Origin of the sequence: Vibrio sp. J2-4, assembly GCF_021728155.1 — a bacterium.
GTDB classification, from domain to species: domain Bacteria; phylum Pseudomonadota; class Gammaproteobacteria; order Enterobacterales; family Vibrionaceae; genus Vibrio; species Vibrio diabolicus.
Genome location: NZ_JAKKCN010000002.1, coordinates 412282 through 429133, shown reverse-complemented (window position 1 = coordinate 429133; position 16852 = coordinate 412282). Strand labels below are relative to the sequence as shown.

Genomic DNA, 16852 nt, shown 5'->3' with positions numbered 1-16852 from the left:
TTATATGATTGAAAAGAGTCGCCGGAGAGGCGACTCTTTCTTTTAGAAACGCTATAAACAAGCCAATTGCGTTGTGTTTGGTGTTTAGGGTGGTATTACGGCGACTTCGGTAATGCGTTGCTTACACCTTAACGGTGGTAATGGGCAAAAACCTCTAGTAAACAGCAATGAACAAGAATGAGCGAGTGCCCGCCTAAAAACATGAGCTTATATGTATGTTTTTGTGCTTTGTTGTTCATGGGTATGTGTGTATGTACAATTATTTTGCTACATATACGCTACACAAAGGATTTTTGCATGCCCATTAAGAAGAAGATAACCAACACCTCAATCAAGGCGCTAACTGCCGCAAGAGTCATCCAATAAGTAGATAAAGGCAACTGGTATAACTTGTTAAACGACCATCTAGGGGAATGTACAGGTAAAGTGAGAGAGTGGTTATCCACCAAACAGATATGTGAAGTTATCAATGCTGCCACATCTAAAGGGAATGTGATTGGCAAAGCGCTCAACCAACTTATTAAATACGCTAAGTTAGAATAGAAAATGCCAAACGGCTTAAACCGCTATCGTTCGTCCTCAAACGTCATTTTGCTAAGTACTTAAACTTACCCCACTTACTCCACTTGAATCGATATTAAGTGGGGCAGGTGGGGTAAGTTGTTCTACTTTCAGAAAATGACGCATCACTCTCGGCATGTAATAGATAAAACATTCAGCTTTAAGGTCCCTAGTTGCGTAGTGAGGAATTGGTTTTGGCTTTACCCTAACTGGTATCGGCCCCCAAAAAAGAGAACTTAAAAAGGTAGCGTATCGCTTTGCAATGCGAGTGCTGTACAATTCGAGCTAAAGCCATGACTTGTCACTCAGAGAATGCTGCTCTCTGTCTATCGATATCGCGGACGTTGTATTACCAATAAAACAACCCGAAGTGCACTTTTTTATAGTGATATTAACTTTTTTGTCACCAATACATTAATAAAAGCCATTAAAAACAGTATGATACAATTGGTTTTTTTAAGTGGTAGGAAAAGTAAATGGCATCTTTGGGGTATTGTGATGTAAAAAATATGGCTCTTAGTCGTAAAAGTAAGGGAGCTATAGGAGATATAAAAAGCATCATGGAAAGTGGCAATCTTTTGTCAGGCGTACTAGCGGTTACTCCTTTTTATGCTGTTTTTGGAACACCCAGTGTCACCTCCAGTCCATTAGAAAAACTTGTCACCATTCGAGAGTATGACTGGGAAACGTTTGGTGATGCAATGTTGGCCACAAGCGCCGTTACTCGTAGACGAATTTATCAGGTTGCTGAGCCAATGACCTGGCAAACCAGCGGTGAAGAACAAAAGTTTTGGAAGTGTGTATCTAATGCGTCATTATAAATCTATTGGATTGTTATCCCTTGTTCTCTTTAGTAGCTCCAATGCTGTAGCGGAACCCATAAATATGGATTGGGTAACAAAATTCCATATGGATAAACAGACTAAAGAGGCGACTCTCAACTGGATTATTCAGAGAGAGAAATGCATCGCTAAAGAAAAGCAAAGCAAAGAGTTGTTTCCTCGTAACGAATGGTTTGACTCGTTATCTAAAGAGGACAAGGTAAAGGTTGTTCTCTATATTAACAACTTGAAGCTACAAGCGTGCTCTGAGCAAGAGTCGTTAGAGCTAGAACGTTTGGTCGATAAAGGAAAACATGCAAAACTGAATGAGACACTTACCGTGTTGGGTGCTTTTAACTGGCCAGATGAAGGTGAGCTAGAAGGTATCGATAAGCACAAAGTAAATCAAATCTCAGAACAAGTGGATATGTTCAACATCCAAGTTGTTGGAAAACAACTCAAGTTTAGAGACTAACCGCACCACAGGTTGGTTGCCGTAATATCATAGCCAACCTGACTGCCTTAGCTTAAATTTAGATAATAATATTACATGAAAGCAGGGATGTCTGGGGTCAGATATAACAGGTTACTCTAGCTCATTTATGCCCCATTCCATGTCAGCGATGCTCAGCCTCACAAACCACAGTGAGGTGGTTTGACCTACTTTTTCTCGCCAGTGTAATGTCTAACCAATTGGGGGCTTACCAACTACGTACACGGTCATCGACTGTATGACATTGAGCGGTGCCATAATCCAAGGGAGTGAAACTAAATAAATCGCTCCCTTGCCTACTCGAACTCCTAGAGTTCCTTTCACAACTATCATACTAAATTTAATACGCTTTTGGCGTCCTATGGTATGCTGATCTCATACAAGATTATTTATTGAGACTGACTTAACCGTGACCGAAGAACAAGAATACTGGAGAGCCGAAACTGTTGCGTTTTATGCGCTTCAGTCGCTTCATGGTGTTGGTTTCAGAACGCTGTACAAAATAGCAGTTCAAGGAATCAAGTTCAGAGAACTAATCAAGACCGAAGATCCTAAACATTTTGGCAAGATACTACGAGTCAAGCTGCCAAAGCCTATCTTTGATTCACAAGAGCAATGGGAAAACTTCAAGAAAGAGTTATGGGCTAAAGGCACATCAATAGCTCGTACCTACGCTCAGAAGCAAGTTAGGGTGGTTTTCCGCGATCATGAAGCATTCCCTAACAGCTTGAGAAACATAGAAGAGCCTCCAATGTGGTTATTCGTTCAAGGCAACCTGAATAACCTTCATACCAAGTCTGTAGCTATCATCGGCAGCCGAAAATCATCAGAAGATGGTCACTGGTTAACTAGGCTCATCGTTGCAGGTATGGCGAACAAGAATCTCGTATCTGTTAGCGGATTAGCTGACGGTATCGACCAACGAGCACACATGGAATCAATTCGCTTCGGTGTACCAACTGTGGCGGTCTTGGGTACGGGCATTGATAGCAACTACCCTAAAGGTTCTGAAACAGTCCGAGAGCAAATCATAAACGCTGGCGGAACAATCGTGACCGAATACTTAATAGGTCAGAGCTACAGCGGTCATAACTTTGTTCAAAGAAACCGTATTCAAGCGGGACTCGCTACATGTGTTATTCCAGTAGAATGGAAGATCAAAAGTGGTACTGCACACACTGTCAATTTCGCTAAAGACTTCAACCGTTTCTTGGTTATGCCCTACTTACCAGATTCGAACCCCGAAAGTAGCGAACTACAAGCTATTGCTTCATACAGGAAGGGCGTTGTTTTCAAAGTCCCAGAAAAAACGACCGAGCTACTAATCTTCCTAGAAACTTCAGAAATAGAACAAAAAGAAGAGTCATCAGTAACAGATTTAAACGATGGTGAACGTCAGATCTCACTTGGCTTATAAGGATGTCAGGATGGAAACAAAGCAATTAAAAGGCGTGATACTCAGCGTTGAAGATACCCTACTCTTCCGCATCGATCCTGCTAACGCTGATTACAATGAAATTGACGATATGCAGATAACTAAACTATTCAATTTCTTCAAGTCAAAGGGCATTAAACCTGTCTTATTAGCCAATCAAAGACGATGGGTGATAACTCCACAAGGCAAAGTGGACTTATACGACTATCTCGAAAAGACGTTTGACGATCTAATTATCTTCACCCGTATTCGTGATGGAAGAGTGCCATACAAGAAGACTCCTGACGCAACCAAATACGTACTAAATCAAATGGGATGGGAGCCGAACGAAACTATCTACATTGGCAGCAGTAAAGACGACATGATCACCGCTTGGCAGGGTGGAATCCTGTTCTTGAGAGCAACATGGTACGCTGACCATGAAGATTGTGCAGAGTATGGTTTCAAGTTTTCAGAGCCTAAAGAAGTTGCACGCTTCATTGATACCTTGTGTCTTCGTGAACACTTTTGGAGTCATGTAATCCAAGATGATGACTTTGAGTATTATGCTCTAGCCCCTTACGCAACCAAAGTAGAAAGGTTTGCTAAATACTCACGTAACGGATTTGCCGCAGCTAAGTTCGATGGTGGTGGTACTTTAGATTTCTGGCTTGGAGCAACTGTGACAAGTTTGTATTTCACAGGAATCTACCAACAAGTCAAATTCATAGCACCATACCCAAGTCACTCAGAAGGTGTAGATAGCGATGTTATGAGTAGTGATCTACTTACATTTACTCACTGTTTTAGTCATACAAAATACCTCCACAACTTAATAGAAAGACACAAGACAGCTAAGAAATGTGCTTTCGCTAGAGCTAGGGGTGAGTTTATCGACCATCACAACCAACTAAATACTATTAAGTTGAATGAGTTCCCTACATGGAATTACAAAAATCAGTACAAAACCAAGCAGATCAAAAAAGGGACAACTGTTCTGCTTGTCGATGACATTTGTACTAAAGGTTGGTCTTTAGACGCTGCTAAGAAGTATGTAGAAGCAGCGGGAGCAAAAGCCATCTTGGTTACTTGGATGAAGACTATCAACACCAACATTTCAACTATCGGTGACATGCCTGCTTTCAATCCATTTGAAGAAAACGCATTTGAAGGTATCCCTCAAGGCAAAACGTACAACTACAACGATTTTCATGTTGACCATGACGCATCAGATGAACTTGGAGATCAATTAGACAGCTACTTAGCTTGGGACTGGCCTCAATAACTTACAGGCACAAAAAAGGGAGGCTCAAAGCCTCCTGATCTGCACCAGCAACTTTGGACACTCCGTTAAGCGGCTTTCTGATACTAAAGGTTATCCGCATTTTCCTAATTTAAGTGATTACTCTAAAAAGCTTTTGTCCAAAGCTGTGCTAGCAAAGCACGTTTCTGGCCCACTCCTTCTCAGCGCCAAAGTTTTCTTACAACCTGTGATTTTACTTTTGCCTTACCTGTAGATATCCGACGGAGTGTCGAAGTAAGCTTTTTAAAAATTATGCGTCATTTTACATTCTAATCCCCAATACCTCTCATTAATCTATTGGTTATAAACTTAAACTGTGATTGGAAAGGTTGCATGATAGAAGTATGAAAGGCGGCTAAAACCCTTATAAAAAACGTTAGTTTTTAGAGACATTTATGAAAAATTTAATTTTGCTATTTGCATTCATATTTCCACTGTTAGCGAACGCTGAACTTCAGTGCCCTCCTAATTCTTCTTCTGATTACCTAGGGGAAAAGTGTTATTGCAATACTGGGTTTGAGGTGAAAAATAATCGGTGTTCAAAAATCGAAGTCCCAGAAAATGCAACGATCTCAATGTTAGGTGGTTGGCAATGTAACATGGGGTACAAGAAGACCGATAACAAATGTACAAAGATTGAAGTCCCCGAAAATGCCAAGTTAACCTATGGTGGCAGTTGGTCTTGTAACACTGGTTATCGAAAGGTGGAAAATGGATGTGACAAAGTTCAACTGCCTGAAAATGCAAAATTTACATATGGCGGTAATTGGTCTTGTAATACTGGATATAGAAAGAACAATAACCAATGCGACAAAGTAACGTTGCCAAAAAATGCACATTTCACTTTTGGTTCGACATGGCAATGTGATTCAGGGTTCAAACAAGCTGGTAATGCTTGTGTGTCGATGACAAATAGCGAACTAATTCAACAAGTAAACTTGTTAAATAGAATGTTAATGATGCAGATAGCTAAATCTGAAGGTGGTGACTGCTCTGCTGCATTTAGAGCTTGTGAGGATGAGTGTGATGACCAGTTCTCTTCATACCGTGATGAAGATATGTGCGTAGAAGCATGCGAAGAAGGAAAGCGTGCGTGTGAATAAAAACTAACAAAGCATTTAAGAGTGATTCTCAACGCGTGACATTTTTACTATGCGTTGGTTTTAGTGTTTAAGGTGGTATGCGGCGGCTTTGGTATTGCGTTGCTCACCCCTTAACAGGGCGTTATAAGTCATGGGAGGTTCAGTGGATACTAAAGAAAAATTTGAAATAATTAGTCAAGAATACAAAGTCTGGAATTGGTTATTGTCCCATGATAAAGAGTTGGGATATCTGAAGGCATATAGCGCTTTTTTTAGGTTTTATGATGAAATCGGAGTGGAAAATGAGGAGCAGGAGTTTAGTTCATCATTAGACTCTGACTATATAGAACTTGCATGGGATGTTACAAACAGGAAGGAATTCGTATCTTATGCGTCTCAGAAGGGAGCATTTATTCGCTCCTTACATGATGAAGAAGTTGCACTATATACGCTAATTGCGTTCTCTGAGGGTATAGATAAGCAAACCGAAGGAGCGATTCAAGCCCTTTTCTATAAAAAAGGCTTAAAAGCTGAAAAAGCAAAATATGAAGAGTTACTCAATAATTTCCGTACTGACAGTACTAAGATCACTGATGAATTTTCAATCTTAAATGAGCAACTGGCTAACGAATTGCGAAAAGGGCAGCATGCTGTTATTGAACTCCAATCTGAATGTAAAATATTGGATAAAGAGAGCAAAAAGCAGAAGCAAGCTGTTCTTGATATTGAAGAAATCAAGAAAAAGCTCGAAAGCAACTTAAAGATTGAGCTCGAAAATAAGCTTAAGCATGCAAATGAGAGTTATGATGAATCTGTAGATAATCTCAATGAAAGGTTCATTGAAGAACAGGAAGCGACGAAAAACCGCTTTGAAAGTTTTGTTGAAGCATATGAAACTCAAATGAAACTAAAAGCTCCTGTCCAGTATTGGACAGATAATTGCGATCATCATAAGGAATCGGCAAAGAAGTTTGGTATAGCAAGCGTATTGTTGTCATTACTTATTTTTCTTCCAATAGGGTATGTAGCATGGGAAATATTAGCTTCAGAGAAAGTTGTATGGGGTAAGGTAGGCGTGGTTGCCTTTACAACATCACTGGCAATTTGGTTAATCCGTGTATTGGTGCGAATGTATTTAAGCCATAATCATATGCAAATGAACTCTCAAGAAAGGGTTGTTATGACTCAAGCCTACTTGGCATTAATAAGTGAGGGCGGGGCATCTTCAAGTGAGGAACGTAATCTAGTATTACAAGCGATCTTTAGACCCGTATCTACAGGCATAATCACGGATGATGCTGCGCCAAACAACATAATCGAGCTAATAAACAAAGCGCGAAAATGACTTATAACAAAGCATTTAAGAGTGATTCGCAACGCTTGGCAGTTTCGCTTCGCTCAAGTATAGCCAAGCGCCGCTCACACCTTAATGCGGCGTTATGTTACTAGGAGAAAATTGTGGTAATAGAAAAGCGAAAATTAAAATGTAACGTTTGTCAGAACTATACTTTTCATAAGTTGATACATTGTTATAAGCAGGATTTAAGTGAGGAACATTTCTATTGTGAGCGCCGATACAGCCTATTTGAATGTTGCGGATGTCAAGATGTAAAAATGGAACGCGCTGAATATTCAGAATACTGCGAATACGATGATAATGGGATAATTCCTGATATTTCTATTTATCCTCCTTACACTTTACGTCAAAAGCCTAGTTGGGTTTCAAAGTTAGTATTTCCTTTCAATGCCGACACCGGTCCCGTGAATCGTGAACTAATGGAACTGATTAGTGAAATATATGTGTCATTGCAAAATGGATGTAACCGACTTACGGTTATGGGAATCCGAGCATTAATTGAGCATGTAATGATCCAAAAAGTTGGTGATAAGGGGCGGTTTGTCAAAAACATGGATGAATTCCAAAGTCAGGGGTATATCTCTAAAGTTCAACGTACTGCACTAGATCAAGTGTTGGAAGCTGGCCATGCTGCAATACATCGGTCATACAACCCAAAACAAAAAGAAGTGATAGCTGCTATGGACATAGTCGAGAATATTGTTGAGTCAATCTATGTGGTAGAAAAAAATCAACATAGCTTAAAACATGTTCCTAAGAAAAAGTAACATAACAAACTGTTCAAGAGGGATTCGCAACGCGTGGCATTTTTACTATGCGTTGGTTTTAGTGTTTAAGGTGGTATGCGGAGTCATCAGTATTGCGTTGCTCACCCCTTAGCAGGGCGTTATGCCTCCCCAATATTTTAACCTTTGGAGTAAGAATGAGAATAAAATCAGATTTTTTTGGTGATTGGGTCAATATCCAGAAAGATATTTTGATGAATCACTGGGGCTATGATGTTTCTTCTGTACCGGATAATGAGATCCCTTTTGTATACTTCAATGCTGAGCAGCGCCGTCCTGAAGCCAAAGTTCGGCAATTGCTTTTGGCTGATACTTTTTCTTGCCCTCAAAATTTAGAGTCCGGATGGGAGCGTTTAAAAGGCTTGATTGAATCAGGTCACGACTTAACCCCTAATCTGAGTAAATTGGTGAACAATTTGAACAACAAAGATTCCATGCTCAATGATTGGGGAGTTCACCATTTTCATTTAGGTGAAAATATGAAAGGTAACTTTATTGAACGTACTGGACCACTTCTATTTGCGCTACTCGCCGAGGATAAGTTTTATGCGATTGGTATCTTTAACCATGGCTCATGGGCAGACCAAGATATTGTTGAAATTATCCACCGTAATTGGTCGAACGTAGTCGAGCGGTACCAAATTAAAGACATAGTATCGTCGACTCCTTTAACCGAGCAAGAACGTTTAACTCTCCGCAAAAGAAATGCCAATAGCTTCGTAACTGTTCAGGATGGAACTGTCTATGCACCGATAGGTGGTGGAATGGCAAGTTCTGGTTTTAATATACAGGCTGTAACGAGAAAACATCGCCAAAAACTATTTCTCCGACACTTAGAACAACAACTAGATAGTCAGCTAGAGAGCCTGCGCGAGGTTTTTGAGAAACAAGGTTACAACGGTGAGCCCGAGCTTGAAGCAATCTTGGATATTACAGAAGAAAAATATACCGCTCTATTCCCTAAATATGGTGTGTCAGCAATTTTGTGGTCGAAGGCATAACAAAGCGTTTAAGGCAGATTCCCAACGCACAATGATTCGCCCCGTTAGTTTTGGACACCGAGTTAAGTGAGTACAATCACTAACGAGGTGAACAATGACAAACAAGAAGAAACGTATTATCCATTCTCCTGAATTTGAAGCCGAAACTCTGAAGCTAGCAGAGAAAGTGATTGTTCCTAGTGATCGTGGTAGCCAGTATTGCTCGAAAGATTATCGAGATATCATAACTGCTTATAATCTAAAACAAAGTATGAGCAAGGAAGGAAACTGCTGGGACAATGCTTGTGTTGAGAGCTTCTTCCATTCGATGAAAGTGGAAACGATTCAATACGAACCAATAAGGACCAGAGATGAGATGCGCCAAACGTTCTTCGAGTACATAGAGGTTGATTATAATCGGACGAGAAGGCACGGTGCTCTTGGGTATCTAAGCCCAGTTAACTTTGAACAACAAAATGTCGCTTAATGAAGCGTCCAGTCTGGCTGGTGAAGAGCACTCTCGATGGGACAAAGTTACAGTACATCGCACTAATATTCGGCGTTGTAAGGAAAGTAACTACTCTAAAGCATAACTAAAAGATAACAATGGAGAGTGTTATATAAAAGGTAGCCTAGGGGAAGGAGATTCGCTTTGATTTTATGAAGTTCAAAAATATAAAGCTTATTTTTATATAGCTACTACGAATAATAATATAATGCTTATAAATAAATTTTATAATTATATGCTTGAAATTAATCAGGTAAAAAACTAAAAAAACCAATGTAAAGGTTGTCTGTGCAGAATCGCTTTACATATATTGTTTTTATTTTGTATTGCTTCTTATGGAGGATATATTATGAATTCAATAGATCTAACCCCATTATATCGAAATAGTGTAGGGTTTGACCGCTTCGCATCACTGTTAGATCATGCACTTACTAGTGAAGCATCTATTAGCGGCTACCCTCCATACAATATAGAAGTTCTTAGTGAAAACCATTACGCTATTACTTTAGCTGTTGCGGGATTTGTTCAAGAAGAACTAGATATTCAAGTTGAGAAAAGTGTACTCACTGTGCGCGGTGATAAGAGCTCTGATCAAGAACGAACATATCTATATCAGGGTATAGCCAACCGTAAGTTTGAACGTAAGTTTAACTTAGCGGACTATGTTGAAGTTATTGACGCTAATCTCTCTAATGGCTTGTTAACTATTACTTTGGTTAAAGAAATTCCAGAGGAAATGAAGCCTAAATCTATTACCATAAATCATGGTGGTAATATTTTAGAGCATAAATCAGAAGGGATTGATCAAAGTAAAGTCGACAACAAGTAAATTACTGAGGGTGTTCATAACACCCTCTATGCTATATTTTTATTTATAAATCTTGTTTATTCGTTTGAGATGTGAACGTTGAAAAATAAACATGTTAACTAAAACAGTAATGTGCTTAGTTTGGTGTGTAAATAATTTGCACATGCCATTAAAGAAAGGTTAGCAACGCTTTACACATTGAGTTAAAATTATAACTTAATGTGTCAAATGGCATCGTGTGAGTAGACTTTGCTTAAAGTTTCTGATTAAAATCACGCATTGGTATGCAGATATAAATCACGCCCACGTTCGCCGTACCATAGCCAACGGCCTTGTGTACATACCACCACACGGTTCGTAATCCCTCGGCGGTTTCTTCGTCCCATTCCAGCACACTGCCGATAGGTACATGGTGCGAAGCAATACGCAGCATCAGCGGCTCTAAGGACTCGCCAAGGTTTTCGTCGCCATCGTCCATCATGAAAAAGTTCTCTTGCTCATCTGGACAATCCAACAAAGCCACCAGCTCTGGTTCGCTATAAGTGAGCGTATCTTGGTTGGTTTCTAGCTCTAACACTGATTCGTTTTGGTAGTTATCATCCGTTGGTGCCGATTCTGGCTCAACAGGGCGATACAGGGACGCTTCAAAGTGATCTGGTGATAGTTTGATAGCCTTAATCCAATCTTCCCTTAAAACGCGATTAAAGGGCTCATGGCCTTGGTATCGAACCTTTCTTACTACAGGTTTAACTACGTCACTCACTTGATGATTCTCTCTAATTTGCTTGGTGTTACGTTCATCAATTTTGCGAAGTCGGCCAGCGCTTCACCCTTAGTCTTTCCTTGCAGCTTGTAGCCGTCATGGAAGTTCTGGAAGCCGACCTTAATCATATCGATATAACCTTTCTTCTCGTTGGACTCCTTACGCAGTTTGCGCGCTTGGCGCTTGATGGTTTCGCTTTCCCGTTTCTGTTTGGCGATCTGTTTTTCCATTGCTTTCTGAGCGCGTAGATATTTCGCGTGTTCGCGCGTAGCGGCGGCCTTATCCACCACCGTTTTACGGTTACGTGCGGCAGCTTTCTTCTCGTTCTCGTTGAGCAAGTACGTTTTGTTATCTGAGCCAAAACCAACACGGCGCGCTTGCTGTTTCATTTGGTTGGCCAAGATGCGTTGCCATGCCAGCGATTGCAGCATGGTTGTTGCCTTGAGAACATGTTTACATGCCACGCCGGACAATTCAGGGTTTCGGATTTTCGGGAAAGCAAACTCTTTAGGCGGCGCTACGCAGTAGTTACCCATAGTGGCCAAGTATCGATACCAATACTGGTGACGGCCACAGTCGCAATCAAAGGAAATACGGCCAGCACACGCCAATTGCACCGCTTGGTTGTAATCCCCATTAGGCGGTTCGTGTAGTAGTTCATCCCACTGCTCAAAACGCACCTTTACTCGATGCTCTTCGTGCTTCGATACGCTTGATGCTCGGACACGAATAAGCGCGATATTGTTCTTAATACCGATCAACGTGGCCTTGTGAGTGCCTGTACCGTCATCGACACGGTTGTTTGCACGGTCTACGTCGATTTGACGCGAGTTCTTCACCAAAAAGGCGTAGGTGATACCCGCTGTCTTACTGTCATAGACCTCTTTGTGTCGCTGGCGAGCCTTGTCGAACTTGATCAGGTCTTCTTTGGTAAACCGTTGCCCTTTAGCCTTTTCGCCTAGCGCTTTTAATGCCTTATTAGTTGGCTTGGCCAGCGTTGAGGCGGTCAGCGTTCGCTTAGCATTACGGCGGTTTCTCTTTTGCGCCTGTTCAATCTTGTTGAATAGCTGGTTGAACTGCTTTTCATTGAGGCCAAGGCTGGCAAATGAGCCGTTATCCCGTTTCTCCGCTTCAAACTTCTTCGGCATAAGTTACAGTCCCATTTCGTCCATGAATTGACGCATGGAACGACGCACCCAAGATGCTGGTGGAAGCTTGATGGTTTCACCAACAGGTAGCGGATTCATTGGGTCGTCTACGTCACAGACCAGACTAACCAACCAATCAAGCTCAACCGTGGCGTAAGCTCTGTAAGAGACGAGATCCGCACGATAAACCTCATCAAGTCGAATGGTGTACTCAAAGAGATCGGTATTGCCCGAACGGTTGACGTATTCCATGACGATGGCAAAGAAATGCGCCCGTAGAATATCGTCCTCGATGTTCTCTGCTGAGAGGCGGGATAACTTACTCATAGTCGCCTCCCATACGATACTTACCGTCTGCGATTAGCCCTGTTTTAGCTTTGAACAGTCCCATTGCGCGCGAGGCCATTTCTGGCTCTTTCTTAGGTTTGCGTAACAGGTCAAACAAACTCTGAAGCGTTACCGTGTCGCCAATACTGTCTTGTGTGGCTGCATAGACCACAAACATGAGCGCGTAGGTGTCAGGGCGCAGTTCTGACCAGTCGATGTTGTACGTTGGCTTACCATCGGTTCCCCGTACTTCTTCCACGATGGATGGCGACACTTCGAAGCGGCCACCAGCGTTAGGTGGGTAGGTGATAGCGTTTAGGGATGTGAGATAGTTATAGGCTTCCATTGCCGACACAATGATCGGTCTGCCTTTTGCGTCCAGTTCGGACAGGCGAACGGCGCGCCCATACTTTGAAAAGTAGGGCGTAACCTCGTCCACCAGCACAATAAAACCGCCTTTTTTGAGCTTTTCTAACTTCTCGGGCAAAGTCAGCTTAAGACTCATCAATGAGCGCTCTAATTGTTGGCATTCGATGATATGGAGTTGACCATCATCTACACCAGCAAGCATAAGTCGTGGCTGGCCAGATGATAGAGTAAGTACAGCTATGCGCGTTCGTGCCATGTTGTGACCTCTAAGCGCGCTTTTTAAGATGGGGAGTCTTGGTCAGTTTAACACCATTAACTAGGCTTTTTAGCCCTGTTAATGGTTTTTATGTTGGTAAATATTCGGAACGTTTATAGTGGATCTTTTTTCGAGTGGTTCAAGTGGCAATTACGCTAGCTTATAGACCTTAAGCATGCGCCTGTTCTCCAACTCATAATACATGGTGAGCTACTATTGACATCCATGATGTGCTTTTACTCAGCAGTGGGCGTTCGACTTTTCAATTTCTTACTGGCGATCTTTTAGGTCGGTTTCTTCACTTCAGGCTTCGCTTTTTGGTGATTTGCTTAGCGTTCGAGCGCTCCATTGATTGTTTTTGCTTCTCTCGTAGTCTTTGAAGTTCCTCTGCTATTGTCAAAGCCATTAAAAACACATACTATTTGCTTGCTCTTGTTTCACATTTGCTGGTGGGACATGAAAAGGCTGGTAACTCGAATTTGCTGATTCGAACTGTTTGCTAAGGCCAGCTGCAAAAAAACCGCGTTTAGTCGCGGTTTTTTTGTAACTATCAAAAGTAACTCTCAATCAAAACCCATTGGCATGATTTTCCGTCATCATTACGCATCTTTTGCACCAAACTGACGATCTTCATGAGCTTGCTCTCGTAGTCCCAAGGCCGATTTCGAGTTAAACACTTTTTAGCTCGCTTAAGGGATGGCGAGCCAACTAAACGATCGAGGTTTCACGCAGCGCTCTCCATAGCAACGCTTGAGGAAGTGATCATAGATAACGAACGTTCGGCAAACTTAAGCTCTGCTTTGCGCATATCAATATCGCGCTCTACATGCAGTGTGAAGTTGTCACAGAACACGCCTTTCTCTTTCTGGTGCGCGTTCAGCTTCTCTTTAAGTTGAGTGATTTCTTGATTGAGTTTTTCAATGTATGACTTGAAGTAGCTCTCGCTGCCGATTTCTAGCATTACCGATGCCGGGCTACGAATAATAGACAGATCATTGCATATGGATTCGTTGCGTAAAAGGTTAAGAACACGTTTTCCGTCTTGAGTTAAGCTGTAATTTTTACGGTCTGGTTTACCGTCTTGCTCTTCAATTTCGTGTGACACTAAGCCCTTTTCCGTCATGCGACCGAGTTCGCGGTACACTTGCTGGTGGCTTGCTTGCCATGCTCCAGATTCTGGCATTGTTCGGTTTGTTAGGTCATAGCCTGTTTGTGTTCTCTGCTCAAGAATTGCTAGAAGTAGATTACCCAAATTCACAGTTAGTTACCTTTTGTTATTGATGCCAAATTTTGCCCGAGTCATCGTCAATAAATCCATGACATAGATACTCATATCTGGCAGTAAACGCATATTGGTTGTTGTAGTCTGCATAATGCAGATCTGAGCCGTTGCGAGCCTCACTCACTCCCGCCGACCAGCTTGCTAGAAAATCGTCACGCTCATTGAGTTTGATAGCTTGTCGCTCATCATCATGCACCCCAAGTAACGTGATAATTCCTAGCCCTTGCATGCGGTCAATGACGGTCGTATCGAAATAGCCGATGTAGATTTCATCGTGCGGGATAAACTCTACTTGTAGTGGCATTTCGTAGACCGTTCCATCTAGCGGTAGAGCTTCCATAAGCTCTATGAGTAGGCTCACTGGTTTTTTGGAATTGCCATTGGCCAGTGCCTTGTCTAGTTGTTTAACCACATCTGCACACATGGAAAAGCGAGGCATTTCATTTCGTATCGCTTTTTCGTCTGCGCCCTCAATAAAGGCTTTCGCCTCATCTGCACTCCCTAACACCCAACTCACACACACGTTCGCTACCGCGCTAGCGTTGCGGCTAATGGCCATCGATACTGTTGCTCCGTGGTTAGACAGGGCAATAGTGCCTTTGCTGGTATTGAACGTTTTTATGGTCATTTTCTACAAATGATTAAGCGTGTTCGGAATGGTGCGTGAGACTATCACATCAAAATTAAGATATGCAATAGCTAATTTACCTCTTAATATCAAAAAAATACATATTGATATTGATTTTCGTGTTCGGAATTAAAGGTTGTTGCCACAATCCAAAAATGGGATTAGATTACGCCACAAGCAAACAGTCGGATCCGTTTAAGAAATGAATCTAATTCACGGATTTTGCAGCACTAATCCACTAATTAACCCTGATATGGTGCTAATGCAGAGAGGTACATACGCCCACCAGCTAAAACGACTTTTCACTGACAGCAAACTACGTGTCGGTCATCTTTATGAGATGAAAACGACAGCAAGTAGCAGTGTTAAGTTTTGGGATTCACTCTCTGCTTATTTTGATGAGATTACTTACAAAGCAAAAGAAAGCTACACGGAGATTGATTCTCAATATCAATTTTTAACCTATCTAGCTGATGCGGTTTACTTGATTGAAAAAAAGGGCATTGATTGGGATGTCTCCATCCAGTCATTGATTTTGGACGATGACCAAACGCAAGAAACCCACGATCAACAGCTACGCAATATTAGCCACCTTCTGAAGATGACAAAGCTGTACGCAGAACAGTTTTAACGATGCTGACGATCTACCCATTGGACGAATTTATTAAGGCAAATTTCCGAAGCAATTCGGAGTTTGCCAGGATACATGGCGTTGTTACTGACCAGCTCAAAGAGTGGCAAGAATGCTGCAAATTGGCTCGGGATATTCGTGACGTTCGCCACCTAGTGAACGTTAACGACATTGACCCTATGAAGATGACCCAAGCGCTATGTGATGAAGTGTTGGCGGTGATTGCCAAGCTACCACGAAAAGCAAACGGCTATTAACTTTCCATTGGCTGCCAGTTAGCTGGTGGCCATCCCTATCCTGATTTACGGCCACTTTAGATGAACGCCAACGGATAGATGCAGTTATAAACTCTGGTGTATTATGCACACCCTAACTACCCAAAAGATATACAGAAATGACGCCCTACAAAACTAAACTTGCTTCGCTTTTACTGTTAGTGCCAGCTTTGGCAATGGCTAAGACTGACGTTATCGATATACCCGCAGAACAGAACCGCTCATCGTCTTACAGCTGGAAGATAGATGAGGATACGACATTGACTATATCTCGATACTGCGCCCCTGAATGGGATAAGCTCCGTATTTTCGCATCTTACGAGGAAAGCAACTGCGACAACAGCGCCTATGTTCGTAGCACTATGGCAGATGACTCAAGAACGCGCTTTGGCCATAGCTATACCGTTACGATTAGCTATGGAGAAACGAGTGCCAAGTCTAACAATTATTGGAATACGTATAGTCGTAGAGAAAAGGAGACGTTTGTTCGCTCGCTATCTCAAGAGTCCGATCCTGTTGTTAAGGTGAGTGGGTATGGTCAAATATCCGATGACAAGCTAATTAAACTGGATGGCCTTAAACAAGTTAAGGTTCCAAAAGGTCTGATTGAGAGCGACCCAACATATTCAATTGTTAAGTCCGTTCGTTTGGTTGGATACCGTGATGCCTACAACGCTATTCATGATGGCGCGAAAGCCGAGTTCAATGTTAGGTATGATGCTCAGAACCAAAGAAATGCTCTAATACTGATTATGGTTGTCATAGCGGTTCTTGGTGGAAGCTATGTGACTTGGAAGTACGTATTAAAGCCAAGTGCGAATAAGCTAAGTGAAAAGCGCAAAGAAGTGGCTGATAAGCTTGAGAAAAGCAAGGTTAGAAGAATTGCCAAAGAAGAAGCGATTCGACAGACCGTTCGTACCACAATCGAAAACGACAATGCTGCGATTACTGCACTAAAGGCTCAGATTAAAGAAGCTCTTGATAACAATGACGCTAAGACAGCAAAAATTCTGATGGAAGCGTTAGATGAGGTGGAAAACAGTTAACCATTAAGCCACCAG

The 16852-nt window shown here is 41.9% G+C and carries 18 protein-coding genes and 1 pseudogene; 13 read left to right on the top strand and 6 right to left on the bottom strand.

Annotation, left to right across the window (positions count from 1 at the left end; translation table 11 throughout):
* The first annotated feature begins 1037 nt into the window (after positions 1 to 1037).
* The 10 genes and pseudogenes from L3V32_RS07345 (at position 1038) to L3V32_RS07290 (ending at position 10133) form a co-directional block, all read left to right on the top strand.
* Positions 1038 to 1382, top strand: a complete 345-nt coding sequence (locus tag L3V32_RS07345) for a hypothetical protein (RefSeq protein WP_237284047.1) — start codon at positions 1038 to 1040, stop codon at positions 1380 to 1382.
* Positions 1383 to 1446: 64 nt separating this feature from the next.
* A complete protein-coding gene (locus tag L3V32_RS07340) occupies positions 1447 to 1857 on the top strand; it encodes a hypothetical protein (protein ID WP_042522752.1) in 411 nt (136 codons plus the stop codon).
* Between the two features lie 427 nt (positions 1858 to 2284).
* Complete coding sequence (locus L3V32_RS07335; protein WP_237284046.1) at positions 2285 to 3292, top strand: DNA-processing protein DprA; 1008 nt, start codon at positions 2285 to 2287, stop codon at positions 3290 to 3292.
* Positions 3293 to 3302: 10 nt separating this feature from the next.
* On the top strand, positions 3303 to 4574 hold the full coding sequence (locus tag L3V32_RS07330) for a phosphoribosyl transferase (RefSeq protein ID WP_237284045.1): 1272 nt from the start codon (positions 3303 to 3305) through the stop codon (positions 4572 to 4574).
* A gap of 413 nt (positions 4575 to 4987) precedes the next feature.
* Entirely contained in the window at positions 4988 to 5695 is a 708-nt protein-coding gene (locus L3V32_RS07325) for a hypothetical protein (RefSeq protein ID WP_237284044.1), read from the top strand.
* Positions 5696 to 5837: 142 nt separating this feature from the next.
* Positions 5838 to 7019 (top strand): DUF6161 domain-containing protein, encoded by a 1182-nt coding sequence (locus tag L3V32_RS07315; RefSeq protein WP_237284043.1) that lies wholly within the window; start codon positions 5838 to 5840, stop codon positions 7017 to 7019.
* Positions 7020 to 7288: 269 nt separating this feature from the next.
* The gene (locus tag L3V32_RS07310; RefSeq protein WP_203513269.1) at positions 7289 to 7798 is read left to right on the top strand and encodes a DUF4145 domain-containing protein; all 510 of its coding nucleotides are present in this window, start codon (positions 7289 to 7291) and stop codon (positions 7796 to 7798) included.
* A gap of 155 nt (positions 7799 to 7953) precedes the next feature.
* Positions 7954 to 8817, top strand: a complete 864-nt coding sequence (locus tag L3V32_RS07300) for a hypothetical protein (RefSeq protein ID WP_237284041.1) — start codon at positions 7954 to 7956, stop codon at positions 8815 to 8817.
* 160 nt (positions 8818 to 8977) lie between these two features.
* A pseudogene (locus tag L3V32_RS07295) lies at positions 8978 to 9283 on the top strand (IS3 family transposase); the annotation flags it as partial.
* Between the two features lie 370 nt (positions 9284 to 9653).
* Positions 9654 to 10133, top strand: coding sequence for an Hsp20 family protein (locus L3V32_RS07290; RefSeq protein ID WP_237284040.1), 480 nt, complete (start codon positions 9654 to 9656; stop codon positions 10131 to 10133).
* 232 nt (positions 10134 to 10365) lie between these two features.
* Here the strand turns inward: L3V32_RS07290 and L3V32_RS07285 are convergent, their stop codons facing one another.
* The 6 genes from L3V32_RS07285 to L3V32_RS07260 all read right to left on the bottom strand — a co-directional run bounded on the left by L3V32_RS07285 (position 10366) and on the right by L3V32_RS07260 (position 14885).
* On the bottom strand, positions 10366 to 10875 hold the full coding sequence (locus L3V32_RS07285; protein WP_237284039.1) for a hypothetical protein: 510 nt from the start codon (positions 10873 to 10875) through the stop codon (positions 10366 to 10368).
* Entirely contained in the window at positions 10872 to 12023 is a 1152-nt protein-coding gene (locus L3V32_RS07280; protein WP_237284038.1) for a phage tail protein, read from the bottom strand. Before L3V32_RS07280 ends, L3V32_RS07285 begins: the two co-directional genes overlap by 4 nt.
* Before the next feature lie 3 nt (positions 12024 to 12026).
* Positions 12027 to 12350 (bottom strand): hypothetical protein, encoded by a 324-nt coding sequence (locus L3V32_RS07275; protein WP_024703879.1) that lies wholly within the window; start codon positions 12348 to 12350, stop codon positions 12027 to 12029.
* Positions 12343 to 12975 (bottom strand): hypothetical protein, encoded by a 633-nt coding sequence (locus L3V32_RS07270; protein ID WP_140203156.1) that lies wholly within the window; start codon positions 12973 to 12975, stop codon positions 12343 to 12345. The genes L3V32_RS07275 and L3V32_RS07270 overlap by 8 nt, the downstream gene beginning before the upstream one ends.
* 724 nt (positions 12976 to 13699) lie before the next feature.
* Positions 13700 to 14233: a PadR family transcriptional regulator gene (locus tag L3V32_RS07265; protein WP_237284037.1), complete on the bottom strand. Its 534-nt coding sequence runs from the start codon at positions 14231 to 14233 to the stop codon at positions 13700 to 13702.
* A gap of 16 nt (positions 14234 to 14249) precedes the next feature.
* A complete protein-coding gene (locus L3V32_RS07260; RefSeq protein WP_237284036.1) occupies positions 14250 to 14885 on the bottom strand; it encodes a hypothetical protein in 636 nt (211 codons plus the stop codon).
* Between the two features lie 262 nt (positions 14886 to 15147).
* Here L3V32_RS07260 and L3V32_RS07255 point away from each other — a divergent pair, with 262 nt between their 5' ends.
* The 3 genes from L3V32_RS07255 to L3V32_RS07245 all read left to right on the top strand — a co-directional run bounded on the left by L3V32_RS07255 (position 15148) and on the right by L3V32_RS07245 (position 16837).
* Positions 15148 to 15516, top strand: a complete 369-nt coding sequence (locus L3V32_RS07255) for a hypothetical protein (protein ID WP_180790734.1) — start codon at positions 15148 to 15150, stop codon at positions 15514 to 15516.
* A 2-nt stretch (positions 15517 to 15518) separates the two neighbouring features.
* Positions 15519 to 15773 carry a hypothetical protein gene (locus L3V32_RS07250; RefSeq protein WP_140203153.1) on the top strand — a complete coding sequence of 85 codons (255 nt, stop codon included), beginning with the start codon at positions 15519 to 15521 and terminating at the stop codon, positions 15771 to 15773.
* A gap of 137 nt (positions 15774 to 15910) precedes the next feature.
* Entirely contained in the window at positions 15911 to 16837 is a 927-nt protein-coding gene (locus tag L3V32_RS07245) for a hypothetical protein (RefSeq protein WP_237284035.1), read from the top strand.
* Positions 16838 to 16852 lie beyond the last annotated feature (15 nt).